This window comes from Enterococcus sp. AZ170 (assembly GCF_050545135.1).
GTDB classification, from domain to species: domain Bacteria; phylum Bacillota; class Bacilli; order Lactobacillales; family Enterococcaceae; genus Enterococcus_L; species Enterococcus_L ureilyticus.
Map to the genome: position 1 here is coordinate 2,027,896 of NZ_CP172947.1, position 22,571 is coordinate 2,050,466.

Below are 22,571 nucleotides of genomic sequence, written 5' to 3' on the forward strand. Positions count from 1 at the left end.
TTATTTTCCTTTTAAAATCACTTCTGATTTTATCCAAGATTTGATTGTATCTTCATGATACATCGCTAATATCTCAGTATATAAAATATCGATTACTGTTAACACTGGAATTTGTGGAGAAATCCCGCCCATATCTTTTTTCCCCATGGAACTAGTTAAGCAAAATGCCTCAGAAAGCTTTTTATACGGACTTTTTTCATTCGCTGTAATAACGATTACTTTGGCATTTTTTTCAGAAACAACTCTGATTGCCTCCAAAATCGTTTCATTGTCACCAGAAATTGAGGACATGATCACAAGGTCTCCTGATTGAACGCCGTGAGCCATCATTGCAATTGAATGCTCGTCTTTGATCACATTAACAATTTTACCTAAACGAGAAAATTTAAACTGAAAATCTTCACCACAAAAAGCATTATAGCCCGTGCCCCAGTAATGAATGATTCGCCCTTTGTCAATCATCAGCGCAGCTTTTTTCACTTGTTCCTTATCTAGTTTCTCGATAATGTCATTGAGAAGCAAAGAATAATTTAAATTTACATAGTTGATGCTTGAATCCGTTTGCTTCTTAGTTCCTTTACTAGAATATTTATACAAATAAATCAGTTCTTTATAATTCGCTAAACCAATTTTTTTACAAAAGCGAGTAATCGAAGAATTGGAAACACTCAATTTTTGGGCAAGCTCTTGGATACCCAGCTCCTTATTTCCATCAAGAAAATAGTGCGCAATCACCCGCTCAACATCCGTAAATTTCTTTTCGTTTGCTTGAATGATCAGTTCAATATAACTTTCCATAATCAAGCCCTCCTTTCACAATCTGGAAACAAAATAAGAGATATTTGGATTGAAAATACGGTTGGGTCAAAAGTATTTAACTTCGAGAAATCAACAGAAAAGAACAAAAATGACAAGAAAAGTAGGATTTTTAGCTTTGATGTAGAATGGTTCCTACTGATTGCTCTTCAAATTCCTATGACCAAGTAGATACTATTCTGCATCCGTTCGTATCCCATTTTATTTCACAATAATTTCAGCTTATTTCCGATGGAACTGCTTTTGTTTCCACCTTTTGATCAAAACCTAGAACTAATTTTGCGCGTTAAGTAATTGGCTTTCATCAAATTTCATATTCATCCGTACAAATGGTGCATAGATGAAAATATCCAGTACAACTAACACGGCTGTTAAAATTACAGGACTAAGATGGAACGCACCTAAAATCCAAGTACTGATAAATATCGGCTCATTTCCAGAATTTAGAACGACCAACGGAACGACCCAACCAATTTTGGTTACAATATATGCGACAATTGCATTAAATACTGGTACAAATACAAATGGTATAAACATCAATGGATTTAGTACGATTGGAAAGCCAAAAATAATTGGCTCATTGATTCCGAATAATCCAGGAATAAATGAAAGTTTGGCTACTTCACGACCACTATAGGTTTTTGGTGTGAAAATCAAAATGGCTAAAATCAACCCAAATGTTGCACCTGATCCACCAATCATTGCGTAAACATTTGTCATTGTGTTCGGGGCAACAGAAATGTCCGCAAAACTTTTTGTTTCAGCAAATTTTGCCACGTTTTCTAAGAAGATCGGCAACCATAATGCTGACACAACGCCCCACACAATATTAAAGCCATGAAGTCCTAAGAACCACAAGATTTGCTCTAATAAAATAACTACAATAATTGCGGGCAAGCCTGTTCCAACTGAGGTCAATGGTTGCACAAATAATTGACTAACCATGTCCATGAAGGAATTAAAATCAAAGGCTTCAATCAAAACTTTCAAAATAGAACAAACCAATAAAACTATCGAAATTGGAATTAAGGCAAAAAAGGAATCAAACACGTTTGGTGGTACATTTCCGGGTAGTTTGATGGCAATTTTGTGTTTTGCCAGTACTGAATATAAGAAAACTGCTAGCAATCCGACGATCAAAGCTGTAAACATTCCTTCATAACTAAAGAAATTATTTGCATAACCTTGAACGATTTCAGCGGAATCATCTGCAAAGTTCACATTATTTGGTACCATAACAAAGTAGGCTGCAAAGGCAAGTAACGTTGCTAATAGCGGGTTGATATTGGCCTCAGGATGTTTTTTCATCAACTCTTTTGCATAATTATATGCAGTAGAAAATACAATCAATAACGCGACGATTCCCAGTGTTCCTAGATAAACATTGCCGAATATTGCAGAAGCTGTTTGACCGATTGCCGTTTCCCCAAAGAATGCATCAATCTGCATTTTGATCAAATTCGAAAATGAGCCAACTACAGTAAAGGGAATACTGCTAATAAATGCATTCTTAATTGCTTGTAAAACGCTGTTATTATCTACTTTATTTGCAATTTTTAATAATGGATCTTGAATCTTTTCGATATTTATTTTCATCTTAATTCGACCTTTCTACTGCGTTCTTTCTATTGCAACTGTTTTAATTTCACCTGGTTTAAATTTCCCTAATTGAATTTCATGCAGCTTTCCTAATGTTTCAATTGTATTACCATTTAAATCAACAAAATGGATGTTGGATTTATTTTTCAACATTATTTTTTCGTTTTCAACACTCGACGCTAGCGATGGATTATACAAACGAATCTGGACCCATTTTTGATCTCTACTCAATTCTAATGCACTATATACCAAATTTGAGTCACTTAAATCAATAAGCGTGTTCAATCCATTTAATTGGTCTACTTTATTACTCTGGAAATATTGAATCGGATTGGTAAAACGATTCAATGTTTGGATTTGATAATACGGACTTTCGTTTGAATACAACTGATATTCTTTTTGCACCATCACTGGGTCAAACACTTCACTAATAATTAGTGATATATCCATCTCTAACTCACCTAACAGCTGACTGTCAGGCGTTGGAATATAGCGGTATTGATTCCCAGAAGCATCTCCTGGCCTCCTTAACAATTCGGGTCTGCCTAAGAATCCTACACCTCTGAATAAAGTAATATATAAATCACTATCAATTACTTGATATTCTTTGATTCCTCTACTTAAAATCGTCCAACTAGTCGTTGCATCATGAATAGTTGAATAGTGAATCATTGGATAGATTTCTGTTGGTTCTTCTTTCCAACCAAGCTTTTTCCAATCATGGATATGTGGGTCTTGATTCTTTCTTTCTACGATTCCAAATAACGTATCCGCATAACTGACTTGACTTTTTACTGGTGTTTTCACAACTAAACGCATCCGGTGGTCCAACACTTGATTATCGATTTTCAATTTCATATCAATACGTTTTGATTCTTTACTTAAGGTCACAACAAAGGTATAGTTGACTTTAGCGTTTAATTGCTCTTCTTTTCTAGATTGTAAATCTTTCGGCAAGGACCAGCTACCTTTTAAAGTCATAGTTGAAAGAAATGGCCCTGTCTGAACAACAACGTTACTCGTATCAAAGTTTAAATGATGAACTTTATCATGGTAGGCTGGTGAATAATCATAAGTATCCCCTTCATCACCAGATTCTTCCACATACAGGCAATTTTCATATGTTTTTTCTTGTCTTTTATCTAAAATACAGAACTGTCCGTCTGAAAAAGAAAGTTTGTACGCTTCATTTTCGACAACCGCTCGCTCATTGGTTATCATTTTATTATGAACCAGTTCAGCTTGCTCTTCTATTGTAACGATTGTGTATGCTAATGGATCTGTTTCCTTTATGAAACTAATTTTATGGATATAGTAGTATTTTGCTTCATCATAGTCACGTTCTAAACGTCTGACTTCACCTGCATAAACTTTTTCTGATGATAAAATTTGATGCTCTAATTCTTGATGATTGTCATCAAATAATTTGATATGTTTCAATTTTGTACTCACTTCAACTATATAAGGATCGCATCTTTTATATGGCAAAGTATTAAAGAGAATCAAATCATTTGGTTTAATTTCAGCTATTGATTCAGAAATTTTCCGTACGAGATAGTCAACTGTTGAGTATGACAGCTGATCTGCTTCTTTGTATCTAGCTAAAATCATTTCGTTTGTTTTGTCCGTATTACAACCGCCAATACTATCGTGAGCATGATTTTTTAATAATAGTTTCCAAATGTAATCCAGCAATTCTCGTTTAAACGGAATCCCTAAATCATCCGCCATCAGCATCAATGGTTCTAACTGAAAAATCAAACGGTTTTCGACCTTATCATTTAACTGTTTCAAGTCATATCTTGATGAATAAATAGAGCGGTGAATTTTTGAAACGCTACCACTCATAAATTCACCTTGAACAGTCGGTAAATTTTTGGTTTGTTTTCTTAATAAATTAAAAATATGAGGATAATTGCTTTCTTCAATGGTATATTCTTTTCCAAATTGCTCGTTCACTTCTTGAATAATCTCTTTTAGGTTTCGATCGACCGCTCGCTGATCTCCACCCACTGGTAATGTCACTACATCTGTTGCGCTATCTTGTGAGACAATATCAAGGATCTCTTTTTTCTGGTACAGCTCACCTTCAACAAGTGCTACTCCTGCATAGTAGCCATTGCGAATATTGATCGTCAATACTTTTGAACCATCTTCGGCTGTCCAATAGAATTCTCGACTTTTTGTAACTTCGTTTGGCATCCCCCGCCAAAATACAGCATCTTCAATGCCAAAACCATTATAAATTTTAGGCATATCTTTCCCTTGACCAAATGAATCTGGTAAATACCCTAATGAAGTATGGCCACCCAAACGTTTTGACATTTCAATGCCGATTTGCAAATTTTTTACAACTGATTCACCGGCTACTACAAATTCATCCATCTGCGTATACCAAGGTCCAATAAATAGTTTGTTTACTTCCACTAATTTTTTAAGTGTTGCTTCTTGATTTGGATATACTTTTAGATAGTCATCTAGAATACTTAATTGCCCATCCAAATAATAGTAGTCGAGTTCCTTATTTTCTAATGCGTAAATCACCTCATCCATATGGTAAGAAAATTGAATAAATGCTTCATTATCACTAAAATACCACTCACGATCCCAATGGGTGTGAGCGACGATGTGTACCTTCTTCATCATCTTTTCTCCTTTCATCTCACTTCTCATTAAATATACTCTGGATTGTTTGAAAAGAAAACGATTTCGGTAATATTTTCAAGTATTTTCTTGAATCTAGAAATATCATGAAAATATTACCAAAAAAATACGCCGATTTTCTTTTTGGCAACTTCCTTTTTCCACTTTATTTTCTTTTGTTTGTCATACTAAATAAGAAGAAGATTCCTATCTATTATGCTAGACAGAAATCTTCTTCTTGATTAAACTATGTCAATACTTCGTATTCAGCGATCGTACTTGAAATAATCCCAGAACGTTTCTTTTCTTCAGCTACATCCTGTTTTGGTTCCTTTCTTTGATGCATATTTTTAAACGACTGGCTTTGTACCCAATTTTTTTGATGCTCTTTTGAGCTCCAACGGCTTAAAACAACAAGCTCGGTTATTTCTGGATCATGAGGCAATGTACGGTGCATTAATTGAAAATTTAAGAATCCATTGACTGCCTCCATGCTTTCCTTTGTATGAGCGGCTGTAAACTGTTGAATAATTCTTTGAGAATGAGCTGTTTCTGTTTGGATCGTATTTGTGACTATATACATAGTTGTTCCTCCATTTCTTTTTAGTGTGTTTCAATAAAGTAGTCTTCAATAATTTGTCCTTGATCAAAATGAAGAACTCGTTGACAGGTTTGATTCAGAAATTCTTTATCATGGGTGATTACCAATACTAAAATATTTGCCTGAAGCAGCCAACGAATTGTATTGCTGACTTCTTCCATATGCAATAAATCCAACCCACTGGTCGGTTCATCAAAAATAAGTAACTTTTTACCAGATAAAACAGCACTAGCAATTGCTACACGCTGCTTCTCACCTCCCGATAGTGTTTGGGGATGTCTCGTCAAAAGAGATTCTAGGTTAAGCATTTTCACAACTTTATCAACGTCATGTATATTTTTGGCATTTAAACGAATTTCTTTTTCTACTGTTTCAAAAAACAACTGTAAATTGACATCTTGCATCACAACAAAACTTTCCTTGATCAACTCTTTGGCTGACATTACAGAGCCATTCAACTGGATCATTCCCTGTTTTACCTTGACCAATCCTGATAAAATCTTAGAAAATGTCGATTTTCCTGCTCCATTATGACCAATAATTCCTGTAATAGAACCACTTGTCAATCTTAGTGAAGGAATGTTCAACACAGAAGCTTGCTTGCGGTAATGAAAATCAAGACCTTCGCAGGTTAACACAACTTCCCCAATCTCTTTTGTTTCTACCATACACTTTGTGAAATACGTCTTCTCAAGGGATCTTAATCCCATTGCCCGGATATCAGCTGGGGATTTTCTGTCCATTTCTTGTCTAGAATAACTTTTGATGATTTCACCTTTATCCATCACTAAATATCGGTCTGCAAGCTCGGTTAAATAATACAGCCGATGTTCAGAAACAATGATCGTCATTCCTTGCTCTTTTAATACTTGTAAGTAGGTTTTCAAGCGATCAATTGTTGCTTCATCTAAATTGCTTGAAGGTTCATCCAATAAAAATAGCCGATGCTTCAACATGCTAGCTGATGCAAAAGCGATCAATTGTTTTTCTCCACCAGACAAATGAAACATACTTCGCTCTAAAAATTCCTTTAATGAAAACAAACGAGTTATTTCCTTGATTCGTGCAATCATTTCATTTTGAGGAACACCATAATTTTCCATAGCAAAAGCCAGTTCAGAATACACATCACTCGTAAAAAATTGGGTCTTAGGATTTTGGAACACCACGCCGATTTCTCGAACATATGCGTTGAATTCTTTCGTCAATAGATCTTGCTCTAAGACAGTTCCTGTTCCCGTTAGATCACCAGCATACAATTCAGGTATCAAGCCGTTTAAAATCCTTAATAACGTCGATTTACCACAACCGCTTTTACCACATAATACAATAAATTCACCCGCTTTGACCTCTAAATCCACTTGTTGGATGATCTTAGCTTGGTCCTCATAAGCGAACCCCACATTATGCAAGTCAATCATTCAATCAACCTCCCAATAATTCCAGATAACACTAAAATGCCGATCAAAACGTAATCTTGTATTTTCAAACGAATCTCATAAATACTTGTATGAGTCGTCGGATTAGCTAAGCCTCTTACTAAAGCGGCAGAGGATAAGTCTAGTGAAGTATTTTCAGCAGACATTAAAATTGGAACAATGATATACTCCATCGTTTGAAATGGATGAAGAAACAAATCCACAGTAGAAACTGCAATCCCCCTATATTTCATAGCATTACGAATACTTTTAAAATCTTGAAAAAGAGTGGGAAAAAAACGGAACAACACGGTTAATGGAATAATTAAACTAAACGGTATGTGACATTTCTTCAAAGCGGCGATCCACTCACTGATTCTTGTTCGATTCATTGCAAAAGCGGCTGCCATAATGGTGGGCAGCATCCGTCGATTGCCAACAAACAAGAAGTCAAAAAAAGCGGCAAAAGAGTTGTCGATATAGGGGAAAAGTAAATAGTCGCCTAAAACGAGCAACCAAAAAATACTATAAAAAATTGTTCCTTTTTTTAGGCTGCCATTTAAAATAAATAGGCTATATAACAGTGACACAAATAAGATCTCGGCTTTAAAAGGCAATGGGAACATCAACAAAAAACTGGCAAACAAAATCGTACATAATTTACTTCTGGGATCAAACGTTACGTATGTTTTTTCCATAATTTTTTCCTTTAGTTTTATCAAAGTGCTTTTCATAAATTTTTTGGCCAATCAATAGCCCTACAATACTACACAGAATTACAGAGACAACACACACATAAAAGGTCGTTGTTGTGATCGGCGCAAAAACTTTATCGATATAAACAGTATCTTTACCACGTGCTACCAGTGAATCAACATATGCATTTTTCATGAACCATAAGGGTAAAACTGGCCCCATTAAACCAAAACTAAAAACCGTATAACTAAGTAGCGTTCGGATTTTTTCCGATAATTTTGTACGATATTGAATCCAATCAGCTGCTACCGCACACACTATATTGGGCAAAAAAGATAACGGAAAGTGACCGGAAACTAAGAAGAACAGCCCCATTACACTACCCATGATTGTAATTGCCCCAAAACGAGGAATTCGATGGAGCACTAATAGATACACGATTCCAGCAAAAAGAGCAGTGGCACTTGGGATTAACACTGAATTAAATGCGGGAATCGTAAAACGTAAAATAACCATTGCAATTGTTACGACTAAAAAATAAATTGCTGTATAAATGCCAACTGAAATAAAATCTTGAATTTTTAACTTTTTCATTTTTGTATTGACCCTTCTTGTTTTAATGTGAATAAAAATAATAGCTGTCCATATGTTTCACTAATAATTTTTAACTGATAACGTCCCGCTTTTTCAAACTGCGCACCAGATAGTAAAAGTTCCTCTTCAAGTAACTCAAAGTCTAAAGAATAGCCATTTTCAGAAATTTTCTTTGATTTGACTAATTCAAAACGAGCAGTTTGCTGTTCTAATTCTTTCACCAAGCCATTGTCGATCGATAGAGAAATCGTCTCGCCAAGTATATAGTCAGATTTAGATAGGTGTGGCGAGAATCGCATGGGTTGCTTTAAACGAGTCCTAAAATGAACATCTTCAAAGCCCTCCGCTAGGATGTCGAGGCTCACTTCTTCCTCTTTTTCCCACTTGTCAAACAGTTGATACCTTAGTTGATTTGAATTCGCTAAAAGACCAAATTCTAAATGATTTTCTGGTTTGTGGTACAAATAATCAGGCCATAAAAGTGGGACAGTCTTACCATTTTTAGTTATTGTAACACTATATATATATTTACCATAAGCTTCATGAAACTGATCATAAGTTGTTATCTCATATTCTGGTAAAAATTGAACCATTGCAGCATAACTATAATGAGAAAAATAATACATTTCATTCACGTATTCAAGTTGACTTTGAATAGCTTTGCCATTTTTTTCCTGACTATTTTCAAGTAACTCTCTTGCCCCATAGGTACCATCTAGAAATAGCCGTTTTCTTTTATAGCTGCTGACAAATGTTTGTTCATCGTCATTCACAGGTTTTAACGAGTGAATCGTTTCTAGCTTTTCTTTGAACTCTGGATAAGCTTCAGGAGAACTACTGGCTAAGATATAGTCAGTAACCGTGATATAAACTGGTATATTTTTAATGCTATAGCTATTGTCATCAGTCAAAAGTATTTTTTGTTGATTTGTATGCGGAAATCTACTGATAATTTGCTGAAATTTTTCAGACAACGTATAATCGCTTTCTACAAAACCTGAGCAATCTGCTTGATAAAAATCAAAAAACGACAATGTTGATTCACCAAATAAATAACTTGGTAGCTGTTTATCCTCAATGTAGGTGTGCTCATCAAGCTTCACCGAACAACGCTCTGTTGCTTGTTTATCATATTTAAGTGAAAATGTTGCCAGATTTATTTCTTTCATTGAATCACTCCTTTCCTATTTCGTTAGTATAGCACAACAAAATGATAATGAGAATCATTATCATTGAAATATAATCATTTATACATTCTTACGTTTCATAATGAAAAAGGAAGAACAAAACAAGTGTTTTGTTCTTCCATGTTTGATCAGCAATGTCTCTAATGTGTTGTTCCAGTATTCTCTTCAATATCTTCTTTCGTTATTACTGCTGCTTCAATTGCATAGAGCAATGAATCGGCAATTGTTTGAATTGGCATTGAAGGTGTTCCAACCGGTCGATCGATGACTTGAGTCGGTTCAAACGGCACATGGATAAAACCACCTTTGATTTTTGGGAATTCTTTGTCGATCATATACAATAAACGATACATGATATCATTGCAAACGAAAGTACCAGCTGTATATGAAATGTAGGCAGGCAACCCGTGATTTTGAACATTCTTCATCATCGCTTTGATTGGTAAAGTCGTAAAGTAAGCAGTTTGACCATCCTCTTCAAGTTTTGCTCCAATTGGTTGATTTCCTTTATTGTCAGGAATTCTTGCTTCAGCTAAATTGATGGCTACTCGTTCAAAGGAAACAGCACTGCGCCCGCCAGCTTGCCCAACACAAATAACGATATCAGGTTGATGTTCTTTGATTGCAACTTCCAATACTTCTCCACTCTCTTTAAAAACCGTGGGAATCTCTAATTTGATTATTTTTGCTCCTGCGACTTCATCAGGAATCATTTTTACCGCCTCATACGCTGGATTGACAGAATCCCCGCCAAAAGGATCAAAACCCGTTACTAATACTTTCATAATAAAAACCTCCTAAAATTTAAAAGCTTAACAGGCTCGTTTTGCTTCGACTGAAAAATAGGAAAAATCTAAAGTGACGCTTTTTTTGTCACATTCTATTTTTATCTTTTTTCCGAGAAGCTAGCCTGTGAAGAGTTGTTTGACTTATTATTTAAATAAGATCATATAAATAACTTGAAAAACAAACATAAATAATGCGATAAACCATTGATTTTTAATTACACCATATTTATCCTTCATTTCTAACATTGCTACTGGTACGATATTAAAGTTTGCAGCCATTGGTGTCAATAATGTGCCGCAATAGCCACATGTCAAAGCTAGCATACCAATCAATGCTGGATTTGCTCCATAGGCTAAGACAAATGGTGCACCGATGCCAACCGTCATCACTGTAATTGCAGCAAATGCGTTTCCCATAATAATCGTAAACAACATCATGCCAAAAGCGTAGATGATAATCCCAACAGTGACATTTCCTTGCGGTACAATCGTACCCACCGCAGATGAAATCACTGTACCTACCCCAGCACTAGTAAACACCGCCCCGAGTGATGCCAGTAGCATCGGTAACATACTTAATGGCCCAACTGTGCCAAGCATATCTGCTGCATCATCCAAAAATGTAGTAGGTTTATTGTTTTTAGAATAAAGCATCAGGATCATAATTGCTACTAAAACACCCACGCCCACACCAACAAGTGCGCCAAGTTTTGTAAACAATGCAAATATAATGGCAAAAACCCCAATACTTAAAGCTGGAATAAAGATTTTCATTCCCAACTTATCAGACATTTGCTGCATATATTCTTTAGAAGGTAGTTTACTTTGCCCCTTACTAACTTTTTTCAAAATAGCTGGAATCGTCATTGAAAAAATTAGGATACCGCTGATCAAAGATGGGATAAAACGTCCACCACCAATTACGATCCCCAAAGCACACCAAAAATAACCTGTTCCATAACGATGAGGATTACTTTTATCTACTAAATTCTTCACGCCTGTGTATATCAAAATTAAGCCCATTAAAATATATAAAACTTCTAATAACTTCTCACCAAGCAAAATATCTGAGTTCATAAAATAATTCATGATAGCCCTCCTTTTTGTTTGGTAGTACCATAATATTTTTTCATCAAGCGACGATCCTTGGTATAGAAATAAATGCTTGCCGTAACTAATGCTACTAAGGCTACAGGAATTTCAACAGCTGCGAGTTGCACTAAGCTGACTTCATACCCTAATTCTTTTAAAGTTGATTGAACCAACAGTCCTCCAGAACCACCGATAAATAATACTTGACCAAAGAACCAGCAAATATTTTCCATTGCTGAGGCCATTCCTTTTAACTCTTCTTCATACTCTTTATTTAATTCTAAATTTTGAGATTCAACTGCTCCCAGCGACATTGGTAAGATAATTGGTCGAACAAATCCTGCCACTCCACCAAAACTAACGTTGAAAGCGGCAAAAATCATTCGAAAAACGCCATAAATATCAATGATCAATCCAGCTGAAACTTTTTTGAATCGTCTGATCAAAGAAGCTGCTGATTCTTTTAAGCCGTTTCTTTCTAAGGTTCCTGTTGCTAACATAATAATAATAAAAATAGCCATTCCTCTGTTACTTACAAAACTTGTACCTAGAATATCTAGCATCCCTTCCAAACCAATGCCGCCCACCAAAGCAGTAACAACTAAAGCAATCATTACAATCAAAATTGAGTCTAGTTTCATAGTAAAGCCAACTATGACAATTAGTACTCCTAATAAACTAAGACTATTTTCCACTCGTCACACTTCTTTCTTCATTTGATAGTTTGGTTCATTTTTTGAAAGGTATCAGAGTTATCAACTCAATCTGATTCCCATACAAAGAATGACCTCTTTATTATACACATTTTTTGATTATTTTTTAATTTTTACCATAATAATGAAATAAAAAAGTTACTCTGAAATCAAGAGATGTTCAGATGTAACTTTCTTTCAATCTATATTCAATTAAAAAAGTTTATTATCTCTTCCTCAATGCTCTATCAGTAAACCCCCACTTCTTCTTCGGCTTTATCGTAAATCAGCTTGGTTTTATTCGCATCTAATTTTTCCCAGTTTTCTCCATAAATATGTTCCAAGCGTCCATAGGTGTCATAGGAGAGAATATAACGATGGTCGTGTTTTTCATCATTGATGATTGTGTATAGTTTGTCCTCATCATCTTGGCTGATCTGCCAAGTCCCCCCTTCGAACTCATCTGCTTTAGGGATTTCACTATTTTTCTCCAACAATTGTTTGACATTATCTGTAACATATTCTGAATGATCTTTTAAATTTTGATCACGTTCATCAGATAACAAATAATAAACAACAAAAAACTTTTGCGACATTATTGGCCGAACTTGAATATCCGCCCACAATTCCTCGAATTTATCTTGTGGTAATAATTCCCAACCCTCTCCATAAACATTTTCGATTTTTTCATCATTTGTTTCTTGAAGAATGATGAACGGTTCCTCTTCATCTAGTAAATTCAATGCTGTGACAAAGCCATATTCTGAAACGTTATCTGGTGAAGAATAGAAATCATATTTGGATTCGATCGTTATTTTGGGTAACTCTGAAACTACCATTTGCTTAGCTTGTTCCTTGGCTTTTCCAACCAAATGTTCTTCTACAAACGTATCACGATCCGTATCTTCTCGATTGATAAAAAAGTAATAAAGAAATTGATCATACAAATTCTCACTTTCTTTTAAATCTGATACTTCATCTATAAAATAGCTAGCTTTGGATTCACTTTCTCCACTGACAAAGGATTGAATATCAGAAGGAGTGGTATAAGAATTCCGTTCTTCAAGTCGAAACAAACTATTGCCAATTTTAAACAGTGCAAAGAGGATCAAACAAACAGCCCATATATTTCTGCCCACACCCTTTTCTCTTTTGAGAGGACCTTGGGTCGGTTCCATCACTTGTAACATAGCCAATTCTTTTGATTGAAATAATGCTGGGTCTTTTTTGGCTAATTCTGCCCAGCATTCTTTTACACGAGAATGACGTTTTAAGCGAAAATAAACATAGCCCGTTAATAAATCAATCGTTGTCGTTGGAATGGTTACTTCGCTTTTATCATAAATCAAGACAGCGTTGGCAGATCCTTCATTTTTGACCCATTCATAATAGGTTCTAAAAAAACCACTCGTATTCGTCTCATTCAAGGCAAGGACTTCAGCAAATAATTCATTCAATGAGCTGACCGTATGTTCCTGTTCTAGTCTAAAATCATTCATCAAAAGATGCGCAATTTGCAAATTGATGACATCTTGATCTTTTGTCGTCACAGCGTGACATGAATTCAAACGCTCTTGCCAAAGAGCTTGATCTGGAAGACCATTGTCGAAAAGGTGAAAAAGTTCATATCGATCCGTAAAATAGGCAATCCGCTGTTCTAATTGAATATTCTGATAGATGTCAAATGAAAAAGATGGAACCTGCTTGATCGCTGCCCATGTATAACAAAAATAATCGCCAGATTTATAATCTTTGATCAACGAATCAAAATCAAAAAATTCACCAATATACTCAATAACTTGCTTGGATAATACACGATAATTTGCCAGTAAAAATCCCTTCATTATATCTGAAATGTCACCATGTTCATCAATTGACCACTCCAGATCATCTGAAAATAGCAACGTCCATTTTTCTACTTCAGAAAAGAACGCCATTTCGTCATAAAGTGCTGCTAATTTATGATCAAAGTGTTCAACGTTGTTCGTTTGGCTTTGAGTGATTATCTCTGGTTTCGTTATGCTTTGATTATTTTCCTTGCGCTCAAACGAGTCTTGTTCGAATGTTATTTCTTCATTATTTTGAACAGTCTGTTGTGTCTTTTCATGTTCTAACTTACTTGTCTTTAGCTCGACTTTTTGTTCTATATCGTTCGGTGGCTCTTCATCTGCTGCTTCAATTGCGGCTATAGTTGTTGTTTTTTCGATAGGTCGACCACTTTCAATAATCGTTCCTGCTAGAAAAATAGCCGAATCAAAGGCTTCTTTTAGCTTTTGAAACGCAATCGCCTCATCTTCTACATTTATTGTTTTTAGTTTTGCAGCATAGGCCCGCTTTATCTTTTTTTTATCTGAAGTTGGTTCCAACCCCAATATTTCCCAACAATTCATAACCCAACGCACCTTCTCTTTCTCCAGAACCTGCTTCTATTTAGCTTATCTACCATTATGACAAAGAAAGAATGGAATAACAATACTAGAAATCCTTGAGATCAAGGTTAATTCAACATTTTTCCAGATAAAAAAACACGAATCAAAGAAAAACTCAACTGGAAAAGTCCAGTAGAGTTTCGACAGTTCGATCAAAAAACTGCATAAAAAATAGAGTAGAAAAATCCACTCTATAAAAAGTCTAACTTTTTGGGGTCACTACAGCAGACTCAAAATTATAAAGTGGAACTTCCTTCACTCCTGAAAAAAATCCTGTCTTATTAGTTGAACTCCCTAATTTTGCAACAAGGTAATCTAGTTCTTTTTTAGCCATTTTTTCATACACATTTTCAACTGCCGGATTATTATTTGAAACAATTGCAACAGATTTTTTATTCACTAAAATATTTGCAATGATATTTGAAATAGTTTGTGTTTTTCCCGTGACAGGAGGACCTTCAATAATACTAATTTGAGAGGAAAAGGCATTTTCAACAGCTTCTAATTGGCTCTCATTCAACCCAAATGGAAAAATAAAATACTCTAAAGAATCTCTAGCTTCATTTTTACCATAGCAATAAGAGTGTAAAGCTGTTCCTTTATAAAGAGTAATTTTTTTCAATTGCCTCTCTATATTTTCGGCCATAGGTTTATTTGTTGGACTAGCATGACGAACACGTTCTTTTGCAATTTCAGTAAAATAAGAAAATATATTCTCATTTTTCAAACCAGAACTCGCAATAATTCTTACATTTCCCGACTTCATGACATACTTTTTTTGATCATTTGGATAGTTTACAACAACATACTTATTCCCATATTCAGTGGATTTATCTATTTGTTGATAAACGTTTTCTTCTCTAGATAAAAGACCTGCTTGTATTTCTTTTTGTGGTGTAATCTTGCAAAAGACTAACGGTTTTGTAAATAACTTACCTGATGGAAAACCTACAGTCACCATCATTTGATTTTCTTTACTCCAAAGTCTCCAATCTGTTATTTGGTTCGTTTTGTCCTGTCCATTCATGAATATCGAAAACATTGCATACCGTCCTAGTTTCAATTTTTTTTAGTTTATATATTATACTAAAGAACCTTACTACCAATTAAATTCAACTGTTTTAATACTAAAGAGCTTGTTTATTTCCGTTAAAAATCATCTAAAAAAATAAATTTCTAAATGATTAACACCTTAAAAATAAATATCTAATTCACTAATATGAATAAAAAGCATCATATAGATAAGAATGTAGGATTACATGATGCTACTCCACATCCTCAGAGATTCCATCCCTTTAACTTTCAGGACTATCATAGGCTATGTCTAAAATATCAGGATCAAGGCTTTTTATTTCTTCAAAAATCACACTTATATTTTGTCTTTCATTTTGTTGTAAATCTTCTGAAATATATATAATATACAGTTTTTTCCGCGCTCTTGAGCAAGCAACATATAGCAGATTTCTAACGCTATTAAATCTAAGGCTCTCTTCCTCCGTGAAATTTAAATTACCATAATTTTCAAAGAAAAATTGAATATAATCTTTCTTATTTGCAAAAGTATTTTCAAGAACAATAACTACATTATCAAATTCCAGACCTTTTGATCCGTGCAATGTATAGTAGTTTATACCTGTTTCTTTTTTATCAGTCTGAACATATTCATACCAACAAAGAAATTCTTTTAGCTCTAAATCAAAGAAGGAATTTATAATACTCATATCTCTTTCAGATTCATTGCTATCGTCATCTTCAAAAGTATCGCTTGAAGTAAAGTAAAAATAATCATATGCTCGTTTTTTTATTTGTTCTATATAATTGTTAGTAGAATCAATTGAAAATATATTTTTCAAAATCGATTCTACCTCAAAATTAGTATTAGTCTCCTTATTATTACTAATACTAATTTTGCCTAATTCATTTATATAGCCACCAATTTTTGTAGATTTAATAGAATTAACTTTTTTAATAAATTGAATAAAAACATCGTAAGTAATCTGTGTGGAGCCTTCTATAAAATTTGTAACCATCCTTACAGTGGAGTCCTCATTTTTCACCTTTGCTATAAAATCAATAAAGTTTAAAACTTCTCTTAAAAACCATCCCATATTTTGTAGATTATTTGACAAAAACTCTGAACCAACATTATTGTAATTCCCACCACTAAATCTTGGAAACTCTCTAATTTTGTTTAATAAATTCTCAAATTCTCTTTCCTTAGCTATTTTATCGTTCTTTAAAAGTAAAACTGCACAATCTTTATCAATTTCTTTTTGTGACAAAAAACTAGATAGACTTTCCAATTCAAGACTCGAATGATAAAACTGAATTTTACCGTCCTTGAAATTTTTATAGATACTTTTTTGTCCAAATCCGTCATTTCTTATTCTTTCAATGAGTTCTACTATCTGTGAAGATGATCTACGATTAAAAACCTTTTTTATTGGTATAAAGTCTTCAACAATAGTATCTAATTTGCCAACTCCTTTATCATAAATATTTTGCATGTAGTCACCAAAATACCCTATCAGAAAGTTCGTCTCTCTTTCTCTTGAATAATCTAGAATACTGTTAAAGATCTCAACAACCTTTCTATCCGTATCTTGATATTCATCAATTAGAACATAAGGATACTTGTCAAAAAATAATCTTTTTACTATATTGTTATTTATGATAATTGAGTAAGCATAGTCTAATAACGTATCATGACTAATAATAAATAAACTAAGATTGTCTCTATTACGAGTAGGATTGTAACGTACTTTACATTTTCTTTTATTAGAGTTACTTAATGCTTCTTCCAGTTTTTGCTCACTTCTTAACGCTGATACAACTTTTTTAAAATTTGAAACATTACTCAATAATTTTTCATCAATCTTCCCAGTGTTCTTTATTGCATCTCTAAAATCTGTTGCAGATTCACTGTAATATTGATAAAACAAATCAAGAAATTCTTGATTTAAAACTATCTGTTTAAAGCTTTCTTGATCATCACATTCGTTATAAAATTTTATCTCGGATAAAGTATCATCTATCTTTCCCAACTCTTCTTCTATCTTTTTTTTATGTTCATTAATTAGTAATGGCTGTTGATGCGCAATAAAACCCCATAAAAACTCATGAATAGTCGATACAACAACAAGTGAGTTCTGTCCTATTCTTTCCAAAATTTCATTTTTTGCGGCATTGGTATATGTTATGCACAATATTTTCTGCTTTACACTTAATAACTCATCTGTTCTGTTTTCTAAGATATATTCAATAGATTTTTGTAATGAATATGTTTTTCCGGCACCAGCACCCGCATCAAAATAAAAACATTTAAAATCCTTTATACTTTCATTTATTTGATTTTGTATCTTTCTCTCATTTTTTATGTTTTCTTCACTAATCAATTGAGTCATTTGTCTCCTCCGAAAAATGCGTCTTCAGTTCTTGTAATCCAATTTCAATATATTTTGGAATTCGCATTTCAAACTCTGATTCTGTTGTATTTAGAAAAACTAATCCTGTCGAAAATTTAGATTTTCCATCAGATAATTTAACTTGATACATATAAGAATAATCTACCATCTCGAATTCTCTATCAATACCTCTAAAGTATTTCATTTGTGGATGAACATATTGTAAAAGCTTTATTAACGACTCCTTATTTTCAAATTGGTCATCATTATCCTTACAATTAGTCAATACTATTGCTTCTTCAAAACTTGTTGCATAGTTCCCATTAATCTTTCCTTGAGTGAAAAGCGATATATTGCAACGAGATATTTTCAATGATTCCGTTTCACCGATACAATCTATGATAAAGCGATTAATTATTTCCGTTTCATCAGTAGCCTTCTCTTTTTTTATAAATGCTAGTAGCGACTGATTAGTAGTAATACAGGAATTAGGGGAAATCCTATTGTTTAAATCTGTTATTGGTTTAGGGATGATATCTTCTTCATCAACTTTACTCAATTTCACTGTTTTTTCTTCCTCAGACCTTTTCAAATCTAAGTCAGTAAAAATGATTGTTTTTATCTTCAATAAAGTCAATAAGGTTATAAATTGATGTGCATAAGCACCATCAATTCTATAAACTTTTAGATGATGTTTATTTAAAACTTCATCATTATCAATAAGATATCTTATATACGTTTCCTCAGATACCCCTTCAACTAACACTATTGCATCTGTGAAAAAAATATCCGAGGCTTCTAGCCTTAAATATTTTTTTATATATTCAAAAATTCCAGAATCAATTTTTCCTGTTGAGGTCAACTCTTCATCTTTTATATTTTGTACAATAATCTCGTTTTTACTATCACATCCTAAGTAGACAATATTGTTTAGCGTATTCCCAGAGTGAATTTTACTATTCAAAATAGCCGAAGAATGGGTTGTTATAATTATTTGAAAGGTCTCTAATTTATTCTTTCCCTTATTTCCTATTAGTTTAGCGATTGCCTTAGAAATATTTTTAATAAAGAGTTCTTGCATTTGAGGATGCATAAATGATTCAGGCTCTTCAATACACAAAATGTTGATTGCACCATTTATATCTTCTTTTCCGTACAACTCAATATAATCAACAATCTCAGAGATTATAACCATTAGATTTGTATATCCTAGACCAAATTGATTTTCTGGAATATAGTTTCCGTTTTCTTGGTATTCGTAAATGATCCCGTGATTGAAGATTGTTGGCAAATTAATATCTGGTTTTAAGTTCATTTTTAGATTTTTAGCCGATTCTATACTTGTAACAGCATCTTGTAAGATTTTTGTAATGTTATCATCAACAGTTTTTTTTGTTTGATAATTTAACTGGTACATAAAATTATCTAAATCTTCAGTTTCGTGATTTTTTATGTAAGTTGTTACGATTTTATTGTATGCATTGGTTAACGTCTTACCATCTTTTACTGTATTTGCATCAATCGTTTTTACTTTTAACAACGAAGATAGAGAAAAATCCTTAGCTGGCTCATCACTGCCCTCTGCATAGAAGTTTAGAATATAATATTTACCACAAAAATGCTGTAAATAAGCTCTAAAATTTTCTTCTTCAAAAAATTCAATAAATCTTTTTATTTTTTCACTACTACTAATTTTCTCTCTTAATTTAGCTATTGAAGTTTCGACACTATCTGTTGGAAAATTTTTTTCAATCTCCTCCATAGATAAGTCCAATTGAGACAATTTTACTGTTACATTTTTATTTAATTTAGACAATGAATCCAAGAACTTAATTTTATTATTAACTTCATATTTTATTTGTATATTTACATCCGCCACATCTTCCTTTTGTTGATCGGCTTCTTTTTTTATATCCCTTACGATTAAAATATCTTCAAATTTTCCAATTACATCATCTTTATCATTAATACCTATTTCTAGATTAAATTCCAACACTGGTAAATTTTGACCTGCGATGTCTTTAATATACTTCTGATCTTTCATCCAGATATTATCCTCATACCATTTACGTAAATAGTTTAAGTTAAAATCAGTATATTTAAAAACGTCTAATGAGCCACATTTTTTGTCTTTCAAACATTTCATTAAAGACAATACTGTTGTTTTCCCTGAATTATTTTTACCAACCATTAATGTAGAGCTTTTAGAAATATATTTTTCTGCAACCTCTTCACTCTCATCCTTCTTTACAGTATCCAGTTTGGTGTCTTCCTCCCAAGTTTCATGCGCAAACTCAATTCTTTGTAGCTTATCACCAAATTTCCTATAATTTCTAACAGATAACTTTTTTAGGTACATTTTTCTTCCTCCTTATAATTTGTTTTCCCAATATTTTCAATCTATTTTTACCTTTAATATATTTAAGTATTAACTAATGTATACATAGCTTATAATATATAGATATTTTAGTGCTGATATTTTTAAACAATAATAATTCAGAGAGACATTACCATTTAAATTTATTCCTTATATAATCATGATTAATTAGAGATTTCTGAAGATTTAGTTAACTCTCATTATATCCAAAAAACTACCTGTCTCCATATTCAAATAGAAATCCTCTTACAAACTATCCTAATTTGAATATACATCAACAAAATAGGTTAGTTTCTCTGCATACGAGTATCGATTCAATCTTTTTTCCGAATACGAAACAATTAATAACATTATTTTTGTGCATATTGATAACTGCCTTATTTATATAATACCATAATTAACATATTTTAAACATTATGAAATATACCATTATAAAAGATTTGTTCTAAAAAATGCTCATTGGTGCTAGTATTGATTCTACTTTTATTTTCAGACATCAAAAAAGCTAGGAATGCCTATATAAAAGCGTTCCTAACTTATAAATGACAAGCATCATCTTTCAACAGGTTTTTCCTTACTTATTCAGCGTAATAATTTGGGTGGCTATTTTTTTTAAGAAGACTTGATCATGTTCAACTAAAAGCATGCTTGGTTTTATCGACAAAATCAATTGCTCTAATTGTTCTTGATTAAAGACATCCAAATAATTTAATGGTTCATCCCAAATATAAAGTTCAGCCGGCTGGGCCAATGATTTAGCGAGTTCAACTTTTTTCCGTTGCCCCATACTCATTTGTTCAATTCGATTTTGAAAGACTTCTCGTTCCATTCCTAGTTTATGCAAGTTATTGAGAAATTCTTGATGATCGAGGTTTTGTTCTTCAGAAAATTCCAGTAGCGTTCCTCGATTGTCTTCATAGTTTTGACGAACATAACTGATTTTTAATCGCTCTGGACGAATCACTGTTCCTTGACGCCCACCATCAAATTGATTCAATAAAAAGCGAATGATCGATGATTTCCCTGAACCATTTGGACCAGCTAAAGCGATTCTTTGGCTTTGGTTTAACTCAAATGATATTGCTCGAAACAAGGATTGTTCTTGATAATTTAACTGTAAATTCTCAACTGTCAATAATCGTTTGAGATGTCTAGGTTGATAATTCATCGTTAATAAATCGATATATTCAATATCTTTAAGTAGATTTTCTTTTGCCGTCAGCTTTGTTTCCATCCGATGTTCGATTGTTTTAGCACGTTTCATCGTACGAGCTGCACGTGCACCGATCGCACCAGTATCATAAATTGCTCCACTCCCCTTTTCAGAGGCTCTACCATATTTATCTTGTTCTTTAGAACGCGACCATTCTGCTTTTTCAGCAGCTGTTTTTTTCAAGCGGCTGACTTCTTTTTTTAATTTTTCATTTTGCGCCAGCTCAAAATCATCTTTGATTTTTTTCTGTTCTTCATAAACTGAAAAATTTCCGTGGTAAAGCTCTATCTGGCTTTTATCAATAGATAATACATGATCTACCACTTCATCCACAAAGGAACGATCATGACTGATCACAATGAATCCTTGACGTTTCTTTTTCAGATAGTCCGCTACTTGTTTACGTCCAACAATATCTAAATGATTCGTTGGTTCGTCAATCAAGGGAAAGTAATGAGCATCAATAAACAATAAAGCTAATAAAACTTTTGTCTGTTCACCGCCAGAAAGGCTTTCAAACTCACGCCATAAGATTGCAGGATCTACTTGGAGAAGATTTAACTCACGTTCGATTTCCCATTGCTCAAACTCACTGATTTCTTGCAATACATAGTAAGTCAATTGCTTACTATCTTTAATTGGTTGAGGAAAATACAGAAATTCTAATTGATGAATAATTTTTCCACTATACACCAATTGATCCTGTAGAATTTTTAGTAAGGTTGTTTTTCCTCGACCGTTTCTGCCAATCAACCCTAATTTCCACTGAGTATCAACGTTTAAATTTGCTTGATCGAATAGTAATGTTCCTTGAGTGTCATACCCGAATGTTATATTTTTTAGTTCAATTTTTGACATCGTCTCACCTCGTTTATGAAAAGCTGAAGGAAGTTCAATGATTCCTTCTGCACTTTTCAGAACTAGCAACGGGATTTCGAGTACACAAAAAATCCGTACCTTGAAAAATCATGCCAATTCTGAAAATCTGCACACTGCTCCCCTGAGATAGCTCAAGTTACAGT

The 22,571-nt window shown here is 33.4% G+C and carries 16 protein-coding genes; all 16 read right to left on the reverse strand.

What is annotated here, in order from left to right; translation table 11 throughout:
- On the reverse strand, positions 1-798 hold the full coding sequence (locus IGJ55_RS09765; protein WP_069639962.1) for a MurR/RpiR family transcriptional regulator: 798 nt from the start codon (positions 796-798) through the stop codon (positions 1-3).
- Between the two features lie 291 nt (positions 799-1,089).
- On the reverse strand, positions 1,090-2,412 hold the full coding sequence (locus tag IGJ55_RS09770; RefSeq protein WP_069639961.1) for a PTS sugar transporter subunit IIC: 1,323 nt from the start codon (positions 2,410-2,412) through the stop codon (positions 1,090-1,092).
- A 15-nt stretch (positions 2,413-2,427) separates the two neighbouring features.
- Positions 2,428-5,058, reverse strand: coding sequence for a glycoside hydrolase family 38 C-terminal domain-containing protein (locus IGJ55_RS09775; RefSeq protein WP_069639960.1), 2,631 nt, complete (start codon positions 5,056-5,058; stop codon positions 2,428-2,430).
- A gap of 247 nt (positions 5,059-5,305) precedes the next feature.
- A complete protein-coding gene (locus tag IGJ55_RS09780) occupies positions 5,306-5,641 on the reverse strand; it encodes an antibiotic biosynthesis monooxygenase (RefSeq protein ID WP_069639959.1) in 336 nt (111 codons plus the stop codon).
- Between the two features lie 20 nt (positions 5,642-5,661).
- Positions 5,662-7,080 carry an ABC transporter ATP-binding protein gene (locus IGJ55_RS09785; RefSeq protein ID WP_430606262.1) on the reverse strand — a complete coding sequence of 473 codons (1,419 nt, stop codon included), beginning with the start codon at positions 7,078-7,080 and terminating at the stop codon, positions 5,662-5,664.
- Complete coding sequence (locus IGJ55_RS09790) at positions 7,077-7,775, reverse strand: energy-coupling factor transporter transmembrane component T (RefSeq protein ID WP_069639957.1); 699 nt, start codon at positions 7,773-7,775, stop codon at positions 7,077-7,079. The genes IGJ55_RS09785 and IGJ55_RS09790 overlap by 4 nt, the downstream gene beginning before the upstream one ends.
- Positions 7,750-8,367 (reverse strand): MptD family putative ECF transporter S component, encoded by a 618-nt coding sequence (locus IGJ55_RS09795; protein ID WP_069639956.1) that lies wholly within the window; start codon positions 8,365-8,367, stop codon positions 7,750-7,752. The genes IGJ55_RS09790 and IGJ55_RS09795 overlap by 26 nt, the downstream gene beginning before the upstream one ends.
- The gene (locus IGJ55_RS09800; RefSeq protein WP_069639955.1) at positions 8,364-9,536 is read right to left on the reverse strand and encodes a hypothetical protein; all 1,173 of its coding nucleotides are present in this window, start codon (positions 9,534-9,536) and stop codon (positions 8,364-8,366) included. The genes IGJ55_RS09795 and IGJ55_RS09800 overlap by 4 nt, the downstream gene beginning before the upstream one ends.
- A 158-nt stretch (positions 9,537-9,694) precedes the next feature.
- Positions 9,695-10,339 carry a pyroglutamyl-peptidase I gene (pcp, locus tag IGJ55_RS09805; protein WP_069639954.1) on the reverse strand — a complete coding sequence of 215 codons (645 nt, stop codon included), beginning with the start codon at positions 10,337-10,339 and terminating at the stop codon, positions 9,695-9,697.
- A 147-nt stretch (positions 10,340-10,486) separates the two neighbouring features.
- Positions 10,487-11,431, reverse strand: coding sequence for a DUF979 domain-containing protein (locus IGJ55_RS09810; protein ID WP_069639953.1), 945 nt, complete (start codon positions 11,429-11,431; stop codon positions 10,487-10,489).
- Positions 11,428-12,129, reverse strand: a complete 702-nt coding sequence (locus tag IGJ55_RS09815; protein ID WP_430606266.1) for a DUF969 domain-containing protein — start codon at positions 12,127-12,129, stop codon at positions 11,428-11,430. Before IGJ55_RS09815 ends, IGJ55_RS09810 begins: the two co-directional genes overlap by 4 nt.
- Positions 12,130-12,374: 245 nt before the next feature.
- On the reverse strand, positions 12,375-14,528 hold the full coding sequence (locus tag IGJ55_RS09820; protein WP_430606268.1) for a hypothetical protein: 2,154 nt from the start codon (positions 14,526-14,528) through the stop codon (positions 12,375-12,377).
- A gap of 229 nt (positions 14,529-14,757) precedes the next feature.
- Positions 14,758-15,597, reverse strand: a complete 840-nt coding sequence (locus tag IGJ55_RS09825; protein ID WP_430606269.1) for an AAA domain-containing protein — start codon at positions 15,595-15,597, stop codon at positions 14,758-14,760.
- A gap of 253 nt (positions 15,598-15,850) precedes the next feature.
- Positions 15,851-17,959: a UvrD-helicase domain-containing protein gene (locus IGJ55_RS09830; RefSeq protein ID WP_430606270.1), complete on the reverse strand. Its 2,109-nt coding sequence runs from the start codon at positions 17,957-17,959 to the stop codon at positions 15,851-15,853.
- A complete protein-coding gene (locus IGJ55_RS09835; RefSeq protein ID WP_207121325.1) occupies positions 17,943-20,318 on the reverse strand; it encodes an AAA family ATPase in 2,376 nt (791 codons plus the stop codon). Before IGJ55_RS09835 ends, IGJ55_RS09830 begins: the two co-directional genes overlap by 17 nt.
- 592 nt (positions 20,319-20,910) lie before the next feature.
- Positions 20,911-22,407 (reverse strand): Lsa family ABC-F type ribosomal protection protein, encoded by a 1,497-nt coding sequence (locus IGJ55_RS09840; RefSeq protein WP_430606271.1) that lies wholly within the window; start codon positions 22,405-22,407, stop codon positions 20,911-20,913.
- Between the last annotated feature and the right edge of the window lie 164 nt (positions 22,408-22,571).